Consider the following 21006-nt stretch of genomic DNA (forward strand, 5'->3'; position numbering starts at 1 on the left):
GGTTCAGTTGCAATCATCAGGCGCAAACAAAATCGCCCGTAACGCGGGTTACGGGCGATTGATTTCTGGCACACAACCGGGGGCTTTTACGCCTGTTCGTAAACGCCGTGGCAGTGCTTGTATTTTTTGCCCGAGCCGCAGGGGCACATTTCGTTGCGGCCGATACGGCCCCAGGTAGCGGGGTTGTTCGGGTCGCGGTCCTCGGCCGGTATGAAAGCTGCCGGCACGCCTTGCGCCATCTCGTCTTCCCCAGTGACGGGGTCGAGGTGATGTGCGGTCATTTCCGGCAATTCCGGCTGCTGTGGTTCCTGCTGCACCAGTTCCACGCGCATCAGCTGTGCGGTGACGGCTTCGCGCAGATTGGTAAGCAGCGACTGGAACAGCTCGAAGGCTTCCGCCTTGTATTCCTGCAGCGGGTCGCGCTGGGCGTAACCACGGAAACCAACGACGGAACGAAGGTGATCGAGGTTGACGATATGTTCGCGCCACAGATGGTCGATCGTCTGGAGAACAACCGAGCGCTCGACATAGGTCATGATCTCGGGGCCGAAACGCTCCGCCCGTTCAGCGGCGTATTTGTCCGCGGCTTCGGTGACGCGCTGAAGAATATCGTCTTCGGCAATGCCTTCTTCCTTTGCCCATTCCTCCACCGGCAGGTCGAGGTTCAGGAACTGGGCGATACCGGCCTTCAGGCCAGCGATATCCCACTGTTCGGCATAGGCATTTTCGGGAACGTGCTTGGTGACCAGCGCTTCGATGACTTCGTGGCGCATGTCGGCTGCGGTTTCACCGATATTGTCGGATTCCATCAGCTCGAGGCGCTGCTCGAAGATGACCTTACGCTGGTCGTTCAGCACGTCGTCATATTTCAGCAGGTTCTTGCGGGTCTCGAAGTTGCGGGCTTCGACCTTCTTCTGGGCGCGTTCCAGCGCCTTGTTGATCCACGGATGGACGATGGCCTCGCCGTCCTTCAGGCCGAGTTTCTGCAACATGCTGTCCATGCGCTCGGAACCGAAGATGCGCATCAGGTCGTCCTGAAGCGACAGATAGAACTTCGAGCGGCCGGGGTCGCCCTGACGGCCGGAACGGCCGCGCAGCTGGTTGTCGATACGGCGGCTTTCGTGGCGCTCGGTGGCGATGACGTAAAGGCCACCGGCGGCAAGCGACTTTTCCTTCAGAACCTTGATCTCGGCTCGGATCGCCTCTTCCTTGGCGTCATACTCCGGACCCGGTTCCATGCCTTCCAGCTCGCGCTCGAGACGCATGTCGACGTTGCCGCCGAGCTGGATGTCGGTGCCGCGACCGGCCATGTTGGTGGCGATGGTGACGGCGCCGGGAACACCGGCCTGCGAAACGATATAGGCTTCCTGCTCGTGATAACGGGCGTTCAGAACCTGGAAATCGGTAAAGCCGGACTGGCGCAGCATGTGGGCCAGAAGCTCGGACTTTTCGATGGAGGTCGTGCCGACCAGAACCGGCTGGCCGCGTTCATGCGCCGCCTTGATCTCGGTGATGATGGCCAGGAACTTCTCCTCGCCGGTACGGTAGACCTCGTCGTCTTCGTCGATACGCTGGATCGGCAGGTTGGTCGGCACCTCGATGACGTCGAGACCGTAGATGTTGCCGAATTCTTCCGCTTCCGTCGATGCCGTACCAGTCATGCCGGCAAGCTTTGCATACATACGGAAATAGTTCTGGAAGGTGACGGAGGAAAGCGTCTGGTTTTCCGGCTGGATCTGGACCTTTTCCTTGGCTTCCAGCGCCTGGTGCTGACCTTCGGAATAACGGCGGCCCGGCATCATGCGGCCGGTGAATTCGTCGATGATGACGATCTCGTCGTTGCGGACGATGTAGTCCTTGTCGCGGGTGAAGAGCTTGTGGGCCTTCAGCGCATTGTTGATGTGGTGAACGATGGCGACGTTTTCGATGTCGTAAAGCGATTCGCCCTTGAGCAGGCCCGCCTGCCGCAGCAGGTTTTCGAGCTTCTCGGTGCCGTCTTCGGAGAAGTTGGCCGAGCGCTGCTTTTCATCGATCTCGTAATCTTCCGGCGACAGCAGTGGAATGAAGGCGTCGATGGTGTTGTAGAGATCGGAGCGGTCGTCCAGCGGGCCGGAGATGATGAGCGGCGTGCGCGCCTCATCGACCAGAATGCTGTCCACTTCGTCGACGATCGCATAGTTGTGGCCGCGCTGCACCATCTGGGCGCGATCATATTTCATGTTGTCGCGCAGATAATCGAAGCCGAGCTCGTTGTTCGTCGCGTAGGTGATGTCGCAACCATAGGCCTCGCGGCGCTGGTCGTCGTCCAATCCGTGCACGATAACGCCGGTCGTCAGGCCGAGGAAACGATAGAGCCTGCTCATCGTGGCCGCGTCGCGCTGGGCGAGGTAGTCGTTGACGGTAACGACATGCACACCCTTGCCGGCAAGCGCATTGAGGTAGACCGCAAGGGTCGCCACCAGCGTCTTGCCTTCACCGGTCTTCATTTCGGCGATGGCGCCGCCATGCAGGATCATGGCGCCGGTCAGCTGCACGTCGAAGGGGCGCATGTGCAGAACACGGCGCGACGCCTCACGGGCGACTGCGAAAGCCGGGATCAGCAGATCGTCCAGCGACTTGCCGTCCGCAAGCTGCTGGCGGAACTCCGCCGTCTTTGCCGCCAGTGCTTCGTCGGAAAGAGCCTTGGTGGCCTCCTCCAGCGCATTGATGGCTGCGATCTTGCTTTTATAGGAGCGGACGCGGCGTTCATTTGCCGAACCGAACAATTTGCGGGCTATTCCGCCGAGGCTGACCATCTTACTGGCCCTTTCTGAAATTCCGTTTTCGCAGGCGCTTTTTTCCATCACGCCGATTTCGGCAACAAATGACAGACTTCGCCCTTCAACGTATCTGGACGCGAGGTTGCGTGACAGATAAGAGGGGGGGCAAATGATGTCAACGGTTCTGCCCGTTACAGAATGGCCACAATCAGGTGTTTGGAAGTTTTTTCAGAGCCGGAAACCATGTCTGGAGCCGGCATTGTCCCCGAAAGGTTCAAAATGTTGCGCTATAATAAAATTGCGGCTGCGGTGATTGTGGCCACGCTCGGCCTTCAGTTCCCTGCTTTTGCACAGGAAGACAAGGTTGTTGCCAAGGTCGGTGATCTGGAAATCCACCAGTCCGAACTCGACCTCGCCATGGGCAACCTCGATCCGCAGCTCGCGCAGCTTCCTGATGAGCAGAAAAAGGTCGCAGCCCTTTCCGGCGCGATCGACGTCAAGCTTCTCGTGAAGAATGCCAGCGCCGAAGGTCTGGAAAAGACCGAAGATTTCAAGAAGCGCATGGAATTCATTCAGGACCGTGAGCTGCACAATGCCTATTTCCGCAAGCATGTGGTTGATGCTGTCACCAATGAAGAGGTGAAGGCGCGCTACGACAAGGAAGTCGCAGCCCTGCCGAAGGAAGAGGAAATCAAGGCTGCCCATATTCTGGTTGCAAGCGAAGACGAAGCCAAGGACGTCATCAAGCAGCTTGACGCAGGCAAGGATTTCGCAGCGCTCGCCAAGGAAAAGTCGACCGATTCCAACAAGGATGACGGCGGCGATCTCGGCTGGTTCGGCAAGGGTCGTATGGTTCCGGAATTCGAAGAAGCCGCTTTCGGTCTCGAAAAGGGTGCCTACACCAAGACACCGGTGAAGACTCAGTTCGGCTTCCACGTCATCAAGCTGGAAGACAAGCGCATCGCACCGCCGCCGGCTTTCGAACAGGTCGAGCCTCAGGTTCGTCAGCTTGTCATGCGTGACAAGTACGTTGCCCTCATCGAGAAGGCAAAGGCTGACCAGAAGATCGAAATCATGGATGAGACGCTGAAGAAGGGCTACGACGAAGCCACGAAGGAACAGCAGGCGCAGCAGTAAATAACACCCATGAAACGGGGCGGCTACAGGCCGCCCCGTTTCATCTCAGGCACTTTCAAACCTCCCCCGTTTCCAGAATCTCAGGCGCTTCCCCATGTCCGTTGCCGTTTCCCCGCTCGCTCCGAAATCCTATCCCGACATGCCCGCGCTGCGCGGTGTTCGCATGGCGACGGCCGCCGCCGGCATCAAGTACAAGAACCGGACCGATGTTCTGTTGATGGTGTTCGACCAGCCAGCAAGTGTCGCTGGCGTCTTCACCAAATCGAAATGCCCCTCGGCCCCGGTCGATTTCTGCCGCGCCAATCTCGGCGGCGGCGTGGCGCGTGCCGTGGTGGTCAATTCCGGTAACGCCAATGCCTTTACCGGCGTCAAGGGCAAGGCGGCCACCGAGCTGACGGCAAAATCCGCCGCCGCTGCCGTCGGCTGCTCTGAGGGTGAAGTATTCCTGGCATCGACGGGCGTGATCGGCGAGCCGCTGGATGCCTCGAAATTTGCCGGTGTTCTCGGCGACATGAATGTCAGGGCGGAAGCCGATTTCTGGCAGGAAGCTGCCAAGGCAATCATGACCACCGACACCTACCCCAAGGTCGCGACCCGCACGGCCGAAATCGGCGGCGTGATCGTGACGATCAATGGTATTTCCAAGGGGGCGGGCATGATTGCCCCCGATATGGCGACGATGCTCTCTTTTGTGGTGACGGATGCCGATATTGAGCCTGCCGCCCTGCAATCACTGCTTTCCGCCGGTGTCGGCCCGACGTTCAATTCCGTGACGGTCGATAGCGACACTTCCACCTCCGATACGCTGATGCTGTTCGCCACGGGTGCGGCGGCTGAAGACGGTCAGGTGAAGGTGACGAGCGCCGATGACGAACGTCTCGCCGGCTTCCGTGCCGCTCTCAACGACTTGCTCAAGGATCTGGCCTTGCAGGTGGTTCGCGACGGCGAAGGCGCGCGCAAGATGGTGGAAGTCACCGTCACCGGCGCGGAAAACGATGCCGCCGCCAAGAAGATCGCCCTTTCCATCGCCAATTCGCCGCTGGTGAAGACCGCGGTTGCGGGCGAAGACGCCAATTGGGGCCGCGTCGTCATGGCCGTCGGCAAATCCGGCGAAATGGCAGACCGTGATCGCCTCGCCATCTGGTTCGGCGGCGTGCGCGTGGCCGTCAACGGCGAACGCGATCCGGATTATTCGGAAGCGGAGACCACCGCCGTGATGCGGCTGGAAGACATTCCGGTGAAGGTTGATATCGGTCTCGGCCAAGGTACGGCCACCGTCTGGACCTGCGACCTGACCAAGGAATATGTTGCGATCAACGGCGACTACCGGAGCTGACCGTTGGAGCCGAAGAGAATGCAGGACAACAAGGCCGTCAATCTGCCGCTGGTTCGCCGTCTGGAAGCCGTCAGCTTCCGGGCATGGCCTGCCTCGTCGGTGATTTATGACGGCAGCTGGCAAATCCGCCTGACGGGTTCGCATCCATCCAAACGCATCAACTGCGTGGTGCCGCTCGATCCGTCCGATTATGGAAACTGTGCCGTGCGGCTGGAAAAGGCACGCAAGCGCTTCGAGGATTTCGGTCGTCCGCTGGTGGTGCGTGAAACGACGCTGATGCCGCCGCAACTCAAGGACTTTCTGGTCAAGGACGGCTGGTCCATGGTCGAAGAGGTCAGGGTCATGACGGCTGACCTTACCGGCATGGAACTGCCGGAAACGCTGGTCAGCCTGCCGAGCCACGATATCGGCCGTTTTGTCGAGGCGAGCATCAAGGTCAGCGATGGCGACCCGGCCCAGCGGTCGGCGATCGCAGAAATCGTCAGTTCGATCAAGCCGACGCTCGGCCTGTTCATCAACGAGGAAGTGGAAGGCAGCCCGCTTGCGACTGTGATCTGCGTGCAGGACAACGATCTTGCCGGTATCCTGTCACTCGACGTTGACAGGTCGCAGCGCCAGAAGGGCCTCGGTACGCAGATTCTGGCGTCGGCGCTGCGTTGGGCACGGATCAGCGGTGCCAAAAGCGCCTGGTTGCAGGTCGTCTCGACAAATGCGCCCGCAATCGCGCTTTATGAAAAATTCGGTTTCACCGATGCCTATCTCTATCGCTACTGGCGCAAGGTTGACGAAAAATGAGTGAAGCGGGCAAGAAAATTCTGCTGGTCGCCGCCTGCGCGCTCCTCGATCAGGATGGGCGCATTCTTCTGGCGCAGCGTCCTGAAGGCAAGTCGCTTGCCGGCCTGTGGGAATTTCCGGGCGGCAAGGTGGAGCACGGCGAGACGCCGGAGGAAACCCTTGTCCGCGAGCTGGACGAAGAACTGGGCATCAAGACCAAGGTCGCCTGCCTTGCACCGCTGACTTTCGCCAGCCACACCTACGAAACTTTTCACCTGCTGATGCCGCTTTACGTGTGCCGCCGTTATGAAGGCATTGCGCATGGGCGGGAAGGGCAGGCAATCAAATGGGTGAAACCGCAGGCTCTGCGCGACTACCCCATGCCGCCGGCCGACGAGCCGCTTATCCCTTTCCTTCAGGATCTGCTTTAAGGCGGCCTGGCGGCATGTTCCATGCCGTCACAGCCTGTTGAAAACCACCCTGCAACGTCCTTTTGCCGTGCCAAAACGAGGCTGTGTTAACAGATCGTTCAGCACCCTCTGGCAGATTGTTAAGCTAAAGAAGCGGTAAACTGCGCGTATGAGGTTGGCGATGAATGAGGATTTCTGGAAGACGGTGGAAGGTCGTCACTCTTACTCCAACAAATCCCGTCGCACCGGCGTGCTTAATGTCGCGCTGCTTTTCGGGACGGCGGTGATCGCCCTTTCCCTGATCATCACTCCCATGCTTGCCGGAAAATCCGCCACACACGTGGCGCAGTTCTCCGACAATTACGACATGATAAGCACCGGCTCCATCAAGAAGACCGATGCGGGCAAGACCTATTCCATCCGCCGCAGCATAACCCAGCCGATGCCGGAGATGCCCTGCGTCGTGACGGGCTATAGCAACGAGAGCGGTTGCTGATCGTTTACCATCATCGGTAACGGTTTCCTCACGTCGGTGGCCTAGTATAAATTCGATTTTAGTAAGGTATAATGCCGGCTGGCGGAAGCACCGGATGGCGGATGGGGAATATCCTGTGCTGCATTGTTTTATTCGTTTCTTTAAAGACGAAGACGGCGCGACCGCCATCGAATACGGTCTGATCATCGGGCTGATTTCCGCTGCCATCATCGGTGGCGCAACCGCCATCAGCGGCAATATCAACACGGTATTCCAGTTCCTCGCCGATGCTTTTCCCAACAACTGAAGCGCGTTAGTGCGCTCAGGAAAGCTTGACCTCGGTCGTCTTCAAGGCGTCGGCAAGGCGCATTTTGGCGGAGCCGGGTTTCAGCGGTTTCTGCTGGCTCTCATGCGGTGCCCAGCCTGAGACATAGATAATGGAAAACGTGGCCCTTATCCGCCCGTCCGGATCGGAATAACGCTCGGCGTAAAGCTCCGCCGCCCGCAGGAAAAAGCGCGGTTGAGCGGTTTTCTGCTGCGGCTTGCCAGCGGGTTGGCCATGCCCATGGCGCGAAGATCACGCATCAGCGGAAAAATCGAGATCGTAGCGTACCGTATAGGTTTCCGTATCGGTGACGGGAAGCGCAAAACCGGCGCGCTGCAGAAGTGCTCCGACATCTCGCACATCGGCAAAGGGAATGACGCGCGGGCTAGCCCCGCCGGTCAGCTCGGCTTCAGCCGTCAACAGCACGTCGCGCAGTTCCTGCAACGTGCCGCTGCCGGGGATGGCGCCGAGAAACAGCCCATCCGGCTTCAATGCGCGTCTTATCTGGATCAGCGCGCCGGGTGTGTCGTTGGTGAGATGCAGCGCCAGCGGTGAAACGATGAGATTGGCGGAGGCTTCTTCGAGCGGTAGATGCTCCATTGCTGCTGCCTGAGGGACATTCCCATCGGTCGCAAAACAGCTGTCGGTCTCGATACGGCGGATGGCATCCACCTTGCCCGTCTCACTCAAACGCCGGGCCGTGATGCCTGTTCCGCCGTGCAACTCGATTGCGGTCTCGAACCGGCGCTCGACGATGGCGAGCCTGTCGGCGAATTCGTCGGCGGCCATGTCGAGAAGAAAAAGCGCCTTGTCGTCACGCCGGTTCCACGCCCGGCGGCGGTTTTGTTCGATCAGGGCCTGGTCAAAGAGAATATCCATCGTCGTGCCTGCTCGGCCTGTAACACCTTCGGGATAGGCGGGCCGCATCGTTGCTGTCATGCCGCATGGGGCATCGTTCTTCCGGTCAAAGGCCGGACTATATCGCCCTCGCAAAGGCACCCGTTCGGCGGTAAAGTCAACCTCATGGGTGCTGATGAAGATCTGTTTTCGGGGTTGCTGTCGAAGTCTGCTGCCGTGCCGGTGATGGCACGCGGCATGCTGCGCTCGGCGTTCCGCATGGTTTATCCACCCACTTGCGCAGGCTGCGCCCGCATGACCGGCGGCGAGGGCGCGCTCTGTGCCGATTGCTGGCGGGATGTGGCCTTTATCGATCGCCCCTTTTGCGAAGTTCTGGGTATCCCTTTTTCCCGGGATCATGGCGAGGGTATTATAAGCGCGCAGGCCATCGCCGACCCTCCACTCTTCGACCGCCTGCGTGCCGCCGCCAGCCATGACGGGACTGCCCGTAAACTCGTGCACCGGCTGAAATATCAGGACCGGACCGATCTTGCCCGTTTCATGGCGCTGTGGATGCTGCGGGCAAGCGATGGAACAGTGGATGCCTGCGATTGTATCGTGCCGGTTCCGCTGCATCGTCACCGCTTCTGGCGTCGCCGTTTCAACCAGTCCGCCGAGCTCGCCCGGCATCTGGCGAGGGCCTCGGGCAAACCTTTGCTTGCCGGTACGCTCTTGCGCGTGAAGCCGACCGAGCGGCAGGTGGGGCTTTCTGCACTTGCCCGGCAGGACAATGTGCGGGGTGCTTTCGCCATCGCGCCCGGCCGAAAAACCGATGTTTACGGCAAGCGGGTGGTGCTGGTGGATGACGTTTACACCACTGGCGCGACGGTGGGCGCGGCAAGTCGCACTCTGCGGAAGGCAGGTGCCATGGATGTGACCGTTTTGACCTTTGCAATGGCCATTTCCGGCCCTATATGAAGCCTTATGACATGAGGATATCGTGCGTTTCAGCGCACGTTTGCGAGGCTTCGAAATATATGGCACCGGTTACGATCTATACGCGGGATTTTTGTGGTTATTGCGCGCGCGCCAAGGCGCTGCTGGACAGCAAGGGTGTTGATTATGCCGAATATAATGCCACTACGACGCCGGAATACCGGCGGGAAATGATCGAGAAATCCGGCGGGACGACCTTCCCGCAAATCTTTATCAACGGTGAGCATATCGGCGGTTGCGATGATCTGCATGCGCTGGAGCGCGCCGGCAAACTCGACACTATGCTGGCCGCCTGATCGGTTCGATATTCTGGTACGGAGGACGTGATGATTTTCAAGGCTGCTGCCATTCAGATGCGCTCCGGCGTCGATACGGTGAAAAACGCTGCGGATATGGAGCGACTGGTGCGCGCCGCCGCGGCCGCGGGGGCCGTCTATGTGCAGACCCCTGAAATGACCGGCGCTCTCCAGAAGGACAGGCAGGCGCTTCGCGCCCAGCTGCGTGACGACGACGGCGATATCATCGTTGCGACCGCCGCCCGGCTGGCACGCGAACTCGGTATTCACGTCCATGTCGGCTCGACGGCGATCGCCCGCCCGGATGGCAAGATTGCCAATCGCGGCTTTCTGTTTGCGCCGGATGGTTCCCGCATCTGCAGCTATGACAAGATCCACATGTTCGATGTCGATCTCGACAATGGCGAGAGTTGGCGTGAAAGTGCGGCTTATGAACCCGGTACTGTTGCCCGCGTGGCCGAACTGCCGCTGGGGAAATTCGGCTTTGCCATCTGCTACGATGTGCGTTTCCCGCAGCTCTTCCGGGCGGAAGCGCTTACCGGTGCCGAAGTTCTGACGGTTCCGGCCGCCTTCACCCGCCAGACGGGGGAGGCCCACTGGGAAATTCTGCTGCGTGCTCGGGCGATTGAAAACGGCGCTTTTGTCATCGCCGCCGCACAGGCCGGCCTGCATGAAGACGGGCGTGTCACTTTCGGCCATTCCATCATCATCGACCCCTGGGGCAAGGTTCTGGCGATCGCCGGTGGTGTCGGGGAAGAGATCATTTTTGCCGAGATCGACACGTCGCTTGTGGCTGCTGCGCGCGGAAAAATCCCCAATCTCCGCAACGCCCGCGAGTTTGGGCTGGACACGGTTATTCCTGCAGGAGGTGAGGCGGCGTGATCCGTTATGCGCTGGCCTGTGAAAAGGGCCATGAGTTTGAAGGCTGGTTTTCCGGGAGCGACGATTTCGACAATCAGTTGCAACGCGGCTTCCTGACTTGCCCGGTCTGCAATTCCGTGCAGGTTTCCAAACTTCTGATGGCGCCTTCGGTCTCCACCGCCCGCAAGAAAGACGAACGCCAGACGCTCGCCATGGATACGGCCAAAAAAGAGGCTCTCGCAAAAATCCGCGAGGCGGTTGCCAATATTCGTGCGAATGCGGAAGATGTTGGCGATAAATTTCCCGAAGAGGCCCGCAAGATCCACTATGGCGAAGCGGACGAACGCGGCATCATCGGCCATGCCTCGGCCCAGGAAGCCAAGGCATTGATTGACGAAGGCATCGAGATTGCACCGCTGCCGGTGCTGCCTGACGACGTCAATTGAGTTTACCTTTTTAGAACCTTACCCACATACTCGGCTTCATCCTCGGGCTTGACCCGAGGATCCATCCTGACGAGCGGTGATGGATGGTCGGGTCAAGCCCGACCATGACGGACGTTTGGTGGCGTTACTCCTGCGCCGGTCTTTTCGCCAGCATCATGTAGTTGACTTCCATGTCGGGCGAGAGATTCCAGCGGTCCTGCAACACGTTGTAGAAGACGCCGGTGCGATGGACGATATCCATGCCGCTGGCCACCAGTGGCCGTTCAAGCTCTTCCGGGCGAACCAGCTTCTCATATTGGTGTGTGCCGCGCGGCAGCCAGCGCAGCACGTTTTCAGCGGCGAAGATCGCCAGCGCGCGGGCTTTCAGCGTGCGGTTGATGGTGGCGGCGAACATCAGCCCGCCGGGGCGCACCATCTTCGCACAGGTGGTGACGAAAAGATCGACATTGGCCACATGCTCGACCACTTCCATGTTGAGGACGACGTCGAAGGTCTCTCCTGCCTCAAGCAATTGCTCGGCGGTGACGGCGCGGTAGTCGACGGTCACGCCGCTTTCACGCGCATGGGTGGAGGCGATGCCGATATTTTTTTCCGAGGGATCGGCGCCCACCACATCCGCGCCCATGCGCGCCACGGGTTCGGAGAGAAGGCCGCCGCCGCAGCCGATATCCAGTACGCGCAGCCCTTCCAGCGGGCGGTATGCCTTCGGGTCGCGACCGAAATTGTCGCAGATGCGGTTGCGGATATATTCGAGCCGCACCGGGTTGAACTTGTGCAGCGGGCGGAACTTGCCCGTCGGGCTCCACCATTCCGCAGCCATCGCGGAGAAGCGATCGACTTCGCTCTGGTCGACGGTCGTCTGTGCGGTTTCGCTCATGGTTCTGCTCCATATTGCTGTTGCATTGAAGTCGGATGATTGCCCCCCGAAGTCAAGACCGGCGGTCCATTCCGTTGGCAAATTGTCGGGTGCGCCATTGCCGCAGGGGGAACTGAAGTGGACCTTCATTTGTTTCATGCTGCGTTCATGGAAGACCACGTATTTTCCGATCATGGCAGTATGCGGGGACGCATGCTCGTCCATCGAAAATGGTGGATGCCGAGAAGGGCAAAGCGGGCTTTTGCTTGAGGAGATAGAAGTGAAGAAAAAACTGTTTGGCGCAATTGCGCTGGTGGCCATGCTCGCCGCGCCGGCTCTTGCCGAAGCTGCGACACGTGGCTTTGCCACCGCGAATGTGAACATGCGCTCCGGCCCGAGCACGGCCTACCCGGCTGTCGTCGTGATCCCGGCCGGCGCGCCATTGACGGTGCATGGCTGCCTGTCCGATACGCCGTGGTGCGACGTTTCCTTCGTGAGCGGTCGCGGCTGGGTGGCCGGACGCTATATCGAGACGACGTACCGGCAGAACCGGGTCTATGTCGAGCCGCGTTATTACCGCGATCTCGGCGTGCCGGTGATCACCTTCGAATCCGGCCGTTATTGGGACCGATATTACCGCGACCGCGATTTTTACCGCGAGCGCGACCGCTGGCGTCGCCCGTCGCAGTCCGGCGGTTACTGGAATGCGCCGCCTCCGCCGCCGCGCGGCGACTGGGATCGCCCGCGTCCGCGTGACGAGTGGCGGGATGGACGCCGGGATGAAGGGCGTGACGGCCGCCGCGATGAGTCGCGCGATCCGCGTCAGAGCGGCGGACCGAATGACGGCCGCTGGGAGCGCCGTTACGGCGACTGGAACCAGGGCGACAGAAACCAGGGTGACAGGCCGCGCCGTGAGGAAAACCGCCCCCGTGTCGAAGAGGAAAACCGGGACCGCAATCGCGATCGCCAGCCAAATCGGGGCGAAGGCCAGCGTCCTCCCGAACGCCGCCAGTGGGATGATCCACGCCGCGCGCCCGCCTCGGAAAACTTCCAGGGTGGATGCCGGATCGGCGACCCGGGCTGCGACCCGCGCTAAACAGACAAAGCCCGGCGAGATTTCGTCGGGCTTTTCATTTGCCGCTTCAGATCATTGTTAGATGATTTTTATTTCGCGGCTGCGGCCTTGCGTGCGCGGGCCTTGGGTTTTGCCGGGGCTTCTGCATCCGGTTCCACGGCTTTCGGCGCGGCCTTCTTGCGCTGGGCAGGTTTCGTCGCTTCCGATGTCTTCAGCAGCGAAAATTCATGTTTTGCCTGTTCCCAATGGTCCGCATCGCGGCCGTGGGGATGGCCTTCCTTTTCCCAAAGTGTATAGGCCCGTTTACTGATCCATTCGTTTTCCGAAACCTGCATGCTCGTCTCCCGTTGCTGTTCACAGCGCCTTTGAGAAGGCGACACTACACTTGGTCCGGCACACGCTCGACAGGAATCAATGCCGGCATTTCTAGGACCTATTACATGCCATGATTTTCCGGGCGTCAAGCAAACATGCTGCATTGCGAAAGCGGATTTCAGGCATTTTACGCTGGTGAAAGCGGTTTGGGCGAAAGACGTTCCTAGAAGACAAGATCAACGTTGCGTGATCGTGCCAAGGCCGCCAAGATGGGCGGATGAATGGTAGCGGAGGAGGCGACCTTGGAACTTGCAACGGAAGCGGAGGCGCAGGTCGTCGTCGAGAGACGGGGAGGGGCCGGCATCATCCGCCTCAACCGCCCGAAAGCCATCAACAGCCTGACATTGCCGATGGTTCGTGGCCTGTTTCAGGCGCTTCACCGTTTCGAGGATGACCCCGACATTTCCTGCGTGGTGTTGACGGGAGAAGGCGAGAGGGGGCTTTGTGCCGGGGGTGATGTCCGCATCATTCACGACCTCGGCAAGGCGGGTGATCCGCAGGTGCTTGAGTTCTGGCGGGAGGAGTTTCCGCTGAATTATCGTATCGCCCGCTTTGGCAAACCCTATGTGGCGCTGATGGACGGCATCGTCATGGGCGGCGGCGTCGGCATTTCGGCCCATGGCAGCCACCGCATCGTCACGGAGCGGACGAAGCTTGCCATGCCGGAAACGGGCATCGGTTATTTTCCGGATGTTGGCGGTTCCTGGCTTCTGCCGAGAGCGCCGGGCGAATGCGGCACCTGGCTGGGGTTGACCGGCAACGCGGTCACCGCCGCCGATGCAATCTATGCCGGTTTTGCCGATCATTTCGTCTCCTCGGAGCACTTGGCGGATTTGGTGTACGACCTGTCGCAGGCGGCGGATGCCGAAGATGTGGAGGCGGCAATCACAACCTATGCCGTCGATGCCGGCGAGGGGGTTCTGTCCGCAAACAGGCAGATCATCGACGCGACATTCCGTTTCGATACGGTGGAGGAGATTTTCGCCGCACTCTCAGCGCGAGATGATGCGTTTTCACGCGAGACTCTTGAAATTCTTGAAAAGCGCTCTCCCACCAGTCTGAAACTGACCTTGCAGCTTCTGCGTCTCGGCCGGGAAAGCGCCAGCCTCATCGAATGTCTCGAGCGGGAATTTGCCGCCGGCACCGAAATATTGCGGGGCCATGATTTTTATGAGGGCGTGCGCGCGGCTCTCATCGACAAGGATCGCAATCCCCGCTGGCAGCCGGCGCGGCTGGAAGAAGTGCGGGAGGAGGACCTTCTGCCGTACTTCGCGGAGCATTCCGGCAATCTGTTTCCCGATCATCGCCTTTAGATTGCGCAACGCAAAAGAAATCCGGCTTGCCGCCATATATGAAATCATCGCCTTTTGAATTGCTGTTGTTTGGGCGAAATTTCCAATCTACAGCTCCGTAAAGCACGGCTGTTTCTCGCGGGCGTTGCTGCCGCCCGTTATGTTGAGGACCATTCGATTTTCCGGGGGTATTCATGAAACGTCTTCTTATTATCGGCACTGCCGTTGCCGCTCTTTTTGCAGGTGCGGCGCAGGCGCAGTCTCCGACCACCATTCTCAATGCCTCCTACGATGTCGCTCGTGAGGTTTTTGCCGCCGAGAACGAGGCTTTCATCAAGTTGCATCCAGGCATCACTGTCGACCAGTCGCATGCCGGCACCTCCAAGCAGGCGCGCGCCATCGTCGAGGGTCTTGAAGCCGACGTGGTCACCTTCAACCAGGTGACGGATGTGGACTTCCTGGTGAAGCAGGGTTTCGTTTCCGCCGACTGGCAGAAGGATTTCCCGAACGATGCCTCGCCGTTCTATTCCTTCCCGTCCTTCCTCGTGCGCGCCGGCAACCCCAAGCACATCAAGGACTGGGACGATCTTGCCCGTGACGATGTGAAGGTGGTTTTCCCCAATCCGAAGACCTCGGGTAATGCCCGTTACACCTATCTTGCCGCCACGGCCTACGCCAAGGAGAAGTTCAACGGCGACGAGAAGAAGGTTCAGGAATTCGTCAAGAAAATCTTCGACAACACCCCGGTTTTCGACACCGGAGGCCGCGCCGCCACCACCACTTTCGTTGAGCGTGAAATCGGCGACGTGCTGATTACCTTCGAAGCCGAGACCCGCGGCATTGCCAAGCAGTATGGTGCCGAAAAGGTCGAAGGCGTCGTGCCCTCCGTCAGCCTGCTGGCTGAATTCCCGGTGGCCGTGGTGGACAAGGTGGTCGACAAGCGCGGTTCGCGCGATCTGGCGAAGAGCTATCTCGATTTCCTCTACACCGAAGAGGGCCAGCGCATTGCCGCCGAATTCGGCCATCGCGTCCACAATGAAAAGGTCGTCGGCGAGTTCAAGGACAAGTTCCCGGCCATTCGTCTCGTCAACGTCAACGACGTCTTCGGCGGCTGGAATAAAATCCAGAAAGAGCATTTTGCGTCCGGCGCGACGCTTGATACGCTCTACGGCAGCCGTTAATCACGACGATATTCAACAGGTAAAAGACCCGGCGGGAAACTGCCGGGTCGCTTTATGATGAAATGGGGGCGGGGTTTGAAGCGGAATGTTCTGCCGGGGCTTAAATTGTCCCTCGGCGTTACCCTCACTTACGTCGCCATCATCGTGCTTTTGCCGCTCTCGGCGCTGGTGTTCAAGGCGGCAAGCCTCGGGCCTGCCGAATATTGGGCGATCATCTCTTCGCCGCGCGCCGTCGCAAGTTACCGGGTTACCGTGCTCTGCGCGCTGGCCGCCACGCTGTTTAACGTCATTTTCGGGCTGGCGCTCGCCTGGGTGCTGACGCGTTATCGCTTTCCGGGCTGGCGCATAGTCGATGCCATTGTCGATCTGCCTTTTGCGCTTCCCACTGCCGTCGCCGGCATTGCGCTGACGACGCTGTTTGCGGGCAATGGCTGGTTCGGCTCGCTGCTGGCGCCGCTCGGTATCAAGGTTGCCTACACGCCGCTCGGTATCATGGTGGCGATGGCCTTTACCAGCCTGCCTTTCATCGTGCGTACCGTTCAACCAGTGCTGGAGGATCTCGATCCGGCGCTGGAAGAGGCGGCGCAATCGCTCGGCGGTTCCGATCTCGAAATCTTCCGCAAGGTCATCCTGCCGCTTCTGACGCCGGCGCTGCTGGCCGGTCTTTCGCTCTCCTTCGCACGCAGCCTCGGCGAGTTTGGGGCGATCATCTTCATTGCCGGTAACCAGCCGTTCTCGACGGAAATCACCGCACTGCTGATCTTCATCCGGCTTGAGGAATATGATTATCAGGCCGCCGCCGCCATTGCTTCGGTGCTGCTCATCGCGGCCTTCGTGATGCTGGCGGTGACCAACGCCCTGCAGGCGCGCGCGCTTCGTTATACGGTGAGGAGCTGAGACATGAGCGCCATTTCTTCTCGCCGCAAGCCGCCACGCGTTGGTGACGCACCCTGGGTTCGCCGCAGCCTGATTGCTTTCGTACTCGTCATCGGCGCGTTTCTGGTGGTCGCTCCCCTCACTATCATCGGTGTCGAGGCATTTTCGCAAGGCTGGAAGGTTTACTCAGCCACGATCACCCACCCCGATACCCGCCACGCCATCATGTTGACGGTGCTGACGGCGCTGATCGCCGTGCCGATCAACACGGCCTTCGGCGTCGCGGCCGCATGGGCGATCACCAAGTTCGATTTCCCCGGCCGGCGCTTCCTGCTGGTGTTGATCGAGATACCCTTCTCCATCTCGCCGATCGTCGCCGGTGTCGCCTATCTCTTCGTTTACGGATTGCAGGGGCTGTTCGGGCCGTTCCTCGATGCGCATGACATCAAGATACTCTTTGCGCTTCCCGGAATCGTCATCGCGTCGATGTTCGTCACGGCGCCCTTCGTGGCGCGCGAGTTGATCCCGCTGATGCAGGCGCAGGGGCGTGATCTAGAGGAGGCGGCGACGTCGCTCGGTGCATCCGGCTGGCGCACCTTCTTTTCGGTGACGCTGCCGAATATCAAATGGGCGCTGCTTTATGGCGTAGTGCTGTGCAACGCCCGCGTCATGGGTGAATTTGGTGCGGTGTCGGTCGTGTCGGGCAATATTCGCGGCCAGACCAACACGCTGCCGCTGCATATCGAGCTGCTTTATCACGATTACCAGACGGCGGGCGCCTTTGCGTCGGCCTCCATCCTCGCTCTGCTCGCCGTCATCACCATCATCGCCAAGGTGGCGCTGGAAGGGCGTGGCGCCGGGCGCGGGGCCAAGAAGACCAACGGCGATGCCGCCATCGCCACGGAGATCTGATCCCATGAAAATCCGCCTCGAAAATGTGGTGAAGACCTTCGATACGTTCCGCGCGGTGCGCGATGTTTCGCTCGATATTGAAAGTGGCGAGCTTCTGGCGCTACTCGGGCCTTCCGGCTCCGGCAAGACGACGATTTTGCGCATGGTCGCCGGTCTGGAATATAGCGATGGCGGCCGTATCTTTTTCGGGGATGAGGATGCCACCAATATTCCGGTGCGCGACCGCGGCGTCGGTTTCGTGTTCCAGCATTACGCGCTTTTCCCGCACATGACGCTCAACGAAAACATCGCTTTCGGTATGAAGGTCTCGAAGGTGAAGCGCGACAAGGCGGCGATCGATGCGAGGGTCGAGGAACTGCTGAACCTCGTTAAGCTCGATGGTCTGGGCGATCGGTTCCCGGCGCAGATTTCCGGTGGGCAGCGGCAGCGTGTGGCGTTGGCGCGTGCGCTTTCGGTCGATCCCAAAGTACTTCTGCTCGATGAGCCTTTCGGCGCGCTTGATGCCAATGTGCGCCGCGATCTGCGCCGCTGGCTGCGTGAAATTCACGGTGCGCTTGGTATCACCACGATTTTCGTGACGCATGATCAGGAAGAGGCGCTCGACCTCGCCGACCGTGTCGTCATCCTTAATCAGGGCGAGATCGTCCAGCAGGGCACGCCGAAGGAAGTTTGCCGCCAGCCGAACAGCGCCTTTGTCATGCGCTTTCTGGGCGATGCTAACAGAGTGTCCGGCGTGGCGCGCGGCGGCAAGGTCTATGTCGGCGACAACGAGCTGCCTTTTTCCTACACTCAAGGGGATGGCGCCGTCGAAATCTATGCCCGTCCTTCCGATCTGGAGTGGGAAGATCTGCATGAGGGCATTCCGGCCTCGGTGGCGCGGGTGCTTGATCGCGCGGGCGAGCGCCGCGTGATCGCCAGCACTGACGGTGGCGATCTCCTGGAATTCGACGTGCCGCCGGAAAACGATGTCGCCGCTGGCGACCGCGGTTCCGTCATTATCCGCCGGGCGAAGATTTTCCCGGCGGCGTGAGCCCTTAACGGCCTCAGATCAGCAGTTCGAAAGAGGCCTCAGCCGCCAGCCTGCCATTGATCATGAGGTCGACCTTATGAACACCGGCATAGTGTTTGCGGGTGGTGAAATCGCGCATGGCGCGGCTGATCGACAGCGCACATGTTTCGCCCGGCTGAAGCTCGATCTCTTTCCACTTGAAGACTTTCGCGGAAGCATCGCCGCTTTTCTTGACGTAGTGCACGGCGTAATCGATCACCAGTTTCTGCGGATCTTTCGCCGTCGAGGTGAAGGTGGCTGAAATCCGCACCGGATTGCCGAGAACGACTTTGTCCGGCGAAACCTGAAACGCCTCGAGCACAATTTCGGCTTCCTCATGGGCGCCGAGATGCGCGAGGGCAGCAGCGTCGCCCTTCTTGATCAGCGTACGCAATGCCTGCCGCGTGATCCAGCGTGTATGCGGGTTTTCCTTCGGCCATGTGTCGATCAGTGCCAGCACGAAGGCGGGATTGTCCTTGGTGATGTCGTTCAGGTGATTGGCGACGGATTTGCGCACATAAAGCGCCTCATCGGCTTTCATGGCATCGAGGATTGCGGTGACGGGTGAGGGATCATCGATCAGGGGTTTGATCTGGAACGACCATGGCAGGCGCGGCCGGCAGCCCTCGCTCGCCAGCCGTCGCACATGCTCGTTTTCGTGCCGAGACCATGTTTCCATCACGGCAAGGGTTCGGGCCATATCCTTTTGCAGAAAATGGCGGATGGCGAATTCCGAAGAACCGAAGCGGGTGAAATATTGCAGCGCCTGCATTGAAATATCGAAATCATCGAGACCGTAAAGCGCTACATACTCCGGCAGGGAAATGGATGCGAAACCGTTGCCGATCCCCGGCGCTGCGGCGGTCAGGATTTCGATATTGCGGGCGTAGTCGCCGGGAAGCGTCGCGTGCAGGCTCGTTGCCACCTGCCGCATGCGTTGCATGATGCCCAGAGCCTCGAGATTTGTCGTGGCGAGCGCCATGAAGGCGGAAACGTCAAACGGCGCATGAACGGCCTTGGTCTGATCGGCTATATGCTGCAGTTTTTCACGGTTGAAGATTTCTTTCAACGCCGGTGCGGCCGTTTCGCTCATGTCTGCCCTCGAAAGTTCACTTTTTGTTCTTTTAAGGGAAGAAGAGGTTTGAGGCAAGCAGGGGAGGGCATTGGCAAGGAGAAGACGGGCAAATTTTCCCCATTCTCAGACGTAGGAGGAGGTATTCGTACTTTCCTCCGTCATGCCGGACGTGTAACCCGCAATAACAGATGGCAGGAGGAGGCTTTAACCGGGATTATCTGGGAAAAACCGGGAACCTGCGGTTAAAGGCCTTATTTTCTCGGCACTCACGACATCATAGAGAAGGTCTTGAAGGGCCTTCCAAGAAAATCAGGCCGCAAAAACAAATGGCAGGCAACGTGGCCGGAACGAAATCAGCGTTTCCGGCCACTGGCTCTCACAGTGATCGACTATACCACATCACTCGACCGGCGATAGACAGTCCCGGCACCTCTGCGGAGGTAACCTCTTCTGGCGGATACACAGCGTTGTCGCTGATCAACTGCAGGGAGCCGTTCATTCTCGGATGAACGCGCTTAACCAGAAGCATATTCCCATAGACGACACAGTAGATGCCGTTGTCGCGCACCTCGGTCACGGACGTATCGATCAACAGGACATCGCCATCGCGGATCGTCGGCTCCATGCTATCGCCTCGCGCTGTTATGATGCGGGCAAATGACGGCGCAACACCGATCGACCTCAGCCATGCGGACTGAAACGCCATCAGTTCAACGGCTTGCTCTTGCAATGCCAGAGCGCCAACGCCCGCTGAAGCCTGAATATCCAGCCTTGGAACCAATGTTAAGTCGGTGCTGTGCTCTGCGCCATAGGATTTGACCTCAAGGGTCATTACAGGGCCGTCCGGTCCATGGACGATGATGTCCGGCTCATACGAGGGCGATCTGGCGTGCATTGGACCGCGATTTGCCGCCAGCCAGTCAAGGGTGACATCAGCAGCATCCGCAATCTTTATGAGCTTATCCAGCCCCGGCATCGATCCATCAAGGTACTTCCGCAACATCGAATCGCTGATGTCAGCCTTTTTTGAAAAGGCGTGGACTGATTCGAACTTTGCGATCGCTGTTTCCAACCGTTCGGCGAACGTTGTTCCCATTATAGTGTAACTCTGACTGTGGGTCAGACTTCAAGACATTGCCAAAAATCCGCAATAACGGCAGCAAAATCAATAGCCTATCCCTAATTCACACCATAATTGGAAAAATTAAAGTCTGACGCGCACGATAGGCGCAATCGGCTTTACTTTTTCGCACTATGGTGCGAATATGTGTTGCAACAAAGTTTGAACGCCAACCCCCAACCAAACCAACCTTTTGCCGAAGGTCAGAAAAACAGGGAGCAATCATGACGCCCACAAAAACGTGGACCCGCACGACCATCAAAGAGGAACTGTTACGTCAGAATAAAACCCTGACCGGAATTGCTCTCGATGCTGGCCTTTATGCGAGCGCCTGCCGTGCAGGTTTGATCGGGGCCAGCCGTCCCGGTGCCGAGGCTCTTGCCAACGCACTGGGCGTGCCTTTCCGCGAGATGTTTCCCGACAGCTACACGCTTGGTCGTCACGACCGCGATGACAGTAGCAGCAAGAAGAGCGGCAACACCAGAGCAAAAAAGTCGTCGAAGCCTGACGGCGCGCAGAGCGCCGCCTGATGTTTTCGTCAGGC

22 protein-coding genes and 1 pseudogene are annotated in these 21006 nt (G+C 59.3%); 17 read left to right on the top strand and 6 right to left on the bottom strand.

What is annotated here, in order from left to right; all coding sequences use genetic code 11:
- Positions 1 to 86: 86 nt before the first annotated feature.
- Positions 87 to 2795, bottom strand: a complete 2709-nt coding sequence (gene secA, locus RBH10_RS06585) for a preprotein translocase subunit SecA (RefSeq protein ID WP_281037742.1) — start codon at positions 2793 to 2795, stop codon at positions 87 to 89.
- A 243-nt stretch (positions 2796 to 3038) separates the two neighbouring features.
- On the opposite strand from secA, the gene RBH10_RS06590 reads away from it, so the two are divergent.
- The 6 genes from RBH10_RS06590 to RBH10_RS06615 all read left to right on the top strand — a co-directional run bounded on the left by RBH10_RS06590 (position 3039) and on the right by RBH10_RS06615 (position 7198).
- Positions 3039 to 3896: a peptidylprolyl isomerase gene (locus RBH10_RS06590; protein WP_281037741.1), complete on the top strand. Its 858-nt coding sequence runs from the start codon at positions 3039 to 3041 to the stop codon at positions 3894 to 3896.
- 94 nt (positions 3897 to 3990) lie between these two features.
- On the top strand, positions 3991 to 5232 hold the full coding sequence (gene argJ / locus RBH10_RS06595) for a bifunctional glutamate N-acetyltransferase/amino-acid acetyltransferase ArgJ (protein WP_281037740.1): 1242 nt from the start codon (positions 3991 to 3993) through the stop codon (positions 5230 to 5232).
- A gap of 18 nt (positions 5233 to 5250) precedes the next feature.
- On the top strand, positions 5251 to 6027 hold the full coding sequence (locus RBH10_RS06600; protein WP_281037739.1) for an N-acetyltransferase: 777 nt from the start codon (positions 5251 to 5253) through the stop codon (positions 6025 to 6027).
- Positions 6024 to 6437 (top strand): 8-oxo-dGTP diphosphatase MutT, encoded by a 414-nt coding sequence (mutT, locus tag RBH10_RS06605; RefSeq protein ID WP_003522547.1) that lies wholly within the window; start codon positions 6024 to 6026, stop codon positions 6435 to 6437. The genes RBH10_RS06600 and mutT overlap by 4 nt, the downstream gene beginning before the upstream one ends.
- A 160-nt stretch (positions 6438 to 6597) precedes the next feature.
- A complete protein-coding gene (locus RBH10_RS06610) occupies positions 6598 to 6912 on the top strand; it encodes a hypothetical protein (protein ID WP_045018846.1) in 315 nt (104 codons plus the stop codon).
- A 94-nt stretch (positions 6913 to 7006) separates the two neighbouring features.
- Positions 7007 to 7198: a Flp family type IVb pilin gene (locus tag RBH10_RS06615; RefSeq protein ID WP_281037738.1), complete on the top strand. Its 192-nt coding sequence runs from the start codon at positions 7007 to 7009 to the stop codon at positions 7196 to 7198.
- Positions 7199 to 7213: 15 nt separating this feature from the next.
- Here the strand turns inward: RBH10_RS06615 and RBH10_RS06620 are convergent.
- Positions 7214 to 8095 (bottom strand): annotated as a pseudogene (locus RBH10_RS06620) (methyltransferase domain-containing protein).
- A gap of 204 nt (positions 8096 to 8299) precedes the next feature.
- On the opposite strand from RBH10_RS06620, the gene RBH10_RS06625 reads away from it, so the two are divergent.
- The 4 genes from RBH10_RS06625 to RBH10_RS06640 are packed head-to-tail and all read left to right on the top strand — an operon-like array spanning position 8300 to position 10652.
- Positions 8300 to 9031, top strand: a complete 732-nt coding sequence (locus tag RBH10_RS06625) for a ComF family protein (protein WP_372339783.1) — start codon at positions 8300 to 8302, stop codon at positions 9029 to 9031.
- A gap of 59 nt (positions 9032 to 9090) precedes the next feature.
- Positions 9091 to 9345: a glutaredoxin 3 gene (gene grxC / locus RBH10_RS06630; RefSeq protein ID WP_281037736.1), complete on the top strand. Its 255-nt coding sequence runs from the start codon at positions 9091 to 9093 to the stop codon at positions 9343 to 9345.
- A 30-nt stretch (positions 9346 to 9375) separates the two neighbouring features.
- Positions 9376 to 10227, top strand: coding sequence for a carbon-nitrogen hydrolase family protein (locus tag RBH10_RS06635; protein ID WP_281037735.1), 852 nt, complete (start codon positions 9376 to 9378; stop codon positions 10225 to 10227).
- Positions 10224 to 10652, top strand: coding sequence for a DUF1178 family protein (locus RBH10_RS06640; RefSeq protein ID WP_281037734.1), 429 nt, complete (start codon positions 10224 to 10226; stop codon positions 10650 to 10652). The genes RBH10_RS06635 and RBH10_RS06640 overlap by 4 nt, the downstream gene beginning before the upstream one ends.
- Before the next feature lie 124 nt (positions 10653 to 10776).
- Here RBH10_RS06640 and ubiG read toward each other — a convergent pair whose 3' ends face one another.
- Complete coding sequence (ubiG, locus tag RBH10_RS06645) at positions 10777 to 11529, bottom strand: bifunctional 2-polyprenyl-6-hydroxyphenol methylase/3-demethylubiquinol 3-O-methyltransferase UbiG (RefSeq protein ID WP_281037733.1); 753 nt, start codon at positions 11527 to 11529, stop codon at positions 10777 to 10779.
- Between the two features lie 259 nt (positions 11530 to 11788).
- Between ubiG and RBH10_RS06650 the strand changes: the two genes are divergently transcribed.
- Entirely contained in the window at positions 11789 to 12604 is an 816-nt protein-coding gene (locus RBH10_RS06650) for an SH3 domain-containing protein (protein ID WP_281037732.1), read from the top strand.
- A 68-nt stretch (positions 12605 to 12672) separates the two neighbouring features.
- On the opposite strand, the gene RBH10_RS06655 is transcribed toward RBH10_RS06650, so the two are convergent.
- On the bottom strand, positions 12673 to 12918 hold the full coding sequence (locus RBH10_RS06655; RefSeq protein WP_281037731.1) for a DUF2934 domain-containing protein: 246 nt from the start codon (positions 12916 to 12918) through the stop codon (positions 12673 to 12675).
- 282 nt (positions 12919 to 13200) lie between these two features.
- On the opposite strand from RBH10_RS06655, the gene RBH10_RS06660 reads away from it, so the two are divergent.
- From RBH10_RS06660 to RBH10_RS06680, 5 genes are all read left to right on the top strand, one after another.
- Positions 13201 to 14271, top strand: coding sequence for an enoyl-CoA hydratase/isomerase family protein (locus tag RBH10_RS06660; protein ID WP_281037730.1), 1071 nt, complete (start codon positions 13201 to 13203; stop codon positions 14269 to 14271).
- 173 nt (positions 14272 to 14444) lie between these two features.
- Positions 14445 to 15431, top strand: coding sequence for a thiosulfate ABC transporter substrate-binding protein CysP (gene cysP / locus RBH10_RS06665; RefSeq protein ID WP_281037729.1), 987 nt, complete (start codon positions 14445 to 14447; stop codon positions 15429 to 15431).
- A gap of 54 nt (positions 15432 to 15485) precedes the next feature.
- Positions 15486 to 16328 carry a sulfate ABC transporter permease subunit CysT gene (gene cysT / locus RBH10_RS06670; protein ID WP_281037728.1) on the top strand — a complete coding sequence of 281 codons (843 nt, stop codon included), beginning with the start codon at positions 15486 to 15488 and terminating at the stop codon, positions 16326 to 16328.
- A 3-nt stretch (positions 16329 to 16331) separates the two neighbouring features.
- Positions 16332 to 17219 carry a sulfate ABC transporter permease subunit CysW gene (gene cysW / locus RBH10_RS06675; RefSeq protein ID WP_281037727.1) on the top strand — a complete coding sequence of 296 codons (888 nt, stop codon included), beginning with the start codon at positions 16332 to 16334 and terminating at the stop codon, positions 17217 to 17219.
- A 4-nt stretch (positions 17220 to 17223) separates the two neighbouring features.
- Positions 17224 to 18249 (top strand): sulfate/molybdate ABC transporter ATP-binding protein, encoded by a 1026-nt coding sequence (locus tag RBH10_RS06680; RefSeq protein ID WP_281037726.1) that lies wholly within the window; start codon positions 17224 to 17226, stop codon positions 18247 to 18249.
- Positions 18250 to 18262: 13 nt separating this feature from the next.
- On the opposite strand, the gene RBH10_RS06685 is transcribed toward RBH10_RS06680, so the two are convergent.
- Positions 18263 to 19360 carry a DNA alkylation repair protein gene (locus tag RBH10_RS06685; RefSeq protein ID WP_281037725.1) on the bottom strand — a complete coding sequence of 366 codons (1098 nt, stop codon included), beginning with the start codon at positions 19358 to 19360 and terminating at the stop codon, positions 18263 to 18265.
- Positions 19361 to 19718: 358 nt separating this feature from the next.
- Positions 19719 to 20438 carry a helix-turn-helix transcriptional regulator gene (locus RBH10_RS06690; RefSeq protein WP_281037724.1) on the bottom strand — a complete coding sequence of 240 codons (720 nt, stop codon included), beginning with the start codon at positions 20436 to 20438 and terminating at the stop codon, positions 19719 to 19721.
- Positions 20439 to 20686: 248 nt separating this feature from the next.
- Here RBH10_RS06690 and RBH10_RS06695 point away from each other — a divergent pair, with 248 nt between their 5' ends.
- A complete protein-coding gene (locus RBH10_RS06695) occupies positions 20687 to 20992 on the top strand; it encodes a helix-turn-helix domain-containing protein (protein ID WP_080822817.1) in 306 nt (101 codons plus the stop codon).
- The last annotated feature ends 14 nt before the right edge of the window (positions 20993 to 21006 follow it).

The organism is Rhizobium sp. AN73 (genome assembly GCF_030757975.1).
GTDB lineage: Bacteria > Pseudomonadota > Alphaproteobacteria > Rhizobiales > Rhizobiaceae > Agrobacterium > Agrobacterium arsenijevicii.

What these genes read in the sequence shown, in the direction of transcription:
- RBH10_RS06680 (WP_281037726.1), top strand. Translation starts at nt 17,224, where the DNA reads ATGAAAATCCGCCTCGAAAATGTGGTGAAGACCTTCGATACGTTCCGC.
- RBH10_RS06600 (WP_281037739.1), top strand. Translation starts at nt 5,251, where the DNA reads ATGCAGGACAACAAGGCCGTCAATCTGCCGCTGGTTCGCCGTCTGGAA.
- cysP (WP_281037729.1), top strand. Translation starts at nt 14,445, where the DNA reads ATGAAACGTCTTCTTATTATCGGCACTGCCGTTGCCGCTCTTTTTGCA.
- RBH10_RS06590 (WP_281037741.1), top strand. Translation starts at nt 3,039, where the DNA reads ATGTTGCGCTATAATAAAATTGCGGCTGCGGTGATTGTGGCCACGCTC.
- RBH10_RS06635 (WP_281037735.1), top strand. Translation starts at nt 9,376, where the DNA reads ATGATTTTCAAGGCTGCTGCCATTCAGATGCGCTCCGGCGTCGATACG.
- cysT (WP_281037728.1), top strand. Translation starts at nt 15,486, where the DNA reads ATGATGAAATGGGGGCGGGGTTTGAAGCGGAATGTTCTGCCGGGGCTT.
- RBH10_RS06625 (WP_372339783.1), top strand. Translation starts at nt 8,300, where the DNA reads ATGGCACGCGGCATGCTGCGCTCGGCGTTCCGCATGGTTTATCCACCC.
- RBH10_RS06695 (WP_080822817.1), top strand. Translation starts at nt 20,687, where the DNA reads ATGACGCCCACAAAAACGTGGACCCGCACGACCATCAAAGAGGAACTG.
- argJ (WP_281037740.1), top strand. Translation starts at nt 3,991, where the DNA reads ATGTCCGTTGCCGTTTCCCCGCTCGCTCCGAAATCCTATCCCGACATG.
- RBH10_RS06615 (WP_281037738.1), top strand. Translation starts at nt 7,007, where the DNA reads ATGGCGGATGGGGAATATCCTGTGCTGCATTGTTTTATTCGTTTCTTT.
- mutT (WP_003522547.1), top strand. Translation starts at nt 6,024, where the DNA reads ATGAGTGAAGCGGGCAAGAAAATTCTGCTGGTCGCCGCCTGCGCGCTC.
- ubiG (WP_281037733.1), bottom strand. Translation starts at nt 11,529, where the DNA reads ATGAGCGAAACCGCACAGACGACCGTCGACCAGAGCGAAGTCGATCGC.
- RBH10_RS06610 (WP_045018846.1), top strand. Translation starts at nt 6,598, where the DNA reads ATGAATGAGGATTTCTGGAAGACGGTGGAAGGTCGTCACTCTTACTCC.
- grxC (WP_281037736.1), top strand. Translation starts at nt 9,091, where the DNA reads ATGGCACCGGTTACGATCTATACGCGGGATTTTTGTGGTTATTGCGCG.
- cysW (WP_281037727.1), top strand. Translation starts at nt 16,332, where the DNA reads ATGAGCGCCATTTCTTCTCGCCGCAAGCCGCCACGCGTTGGTGACGCA.
- secA (WP_281037742.1), bottom strand. Translation starts at nt 2,795, where the DNA reads ATGGTCAGCCTCGGCGGAATAGCCCGCAAATTGTTCGGTTCGGCAAAT.
- RBH10_RS06655 (WP_281037731.1), bottom strand. Translation starts at nt 12,918, where the DNA reads ATGCAGGTTTCGGAAAACGAATGGATCAGTAAACGGGCCTATACACTT.
- RBH10_RS06690 (WP_281037724.1), bottom strand. Translation starts at nt 20,438, where the DNA reads ATGGGAACAACGTTCGCCGAACGGTTGGAAACAGCGATCGCAAAGTTC.
- RBH10_RS06685 (WP_281037725.1), bottom strand. Translation starts at nt 19,360, where the DNA reads ATGAGCGAAACGGCCGCACCGGCGTTGAAAGAAATCTTCAACCGTGAA.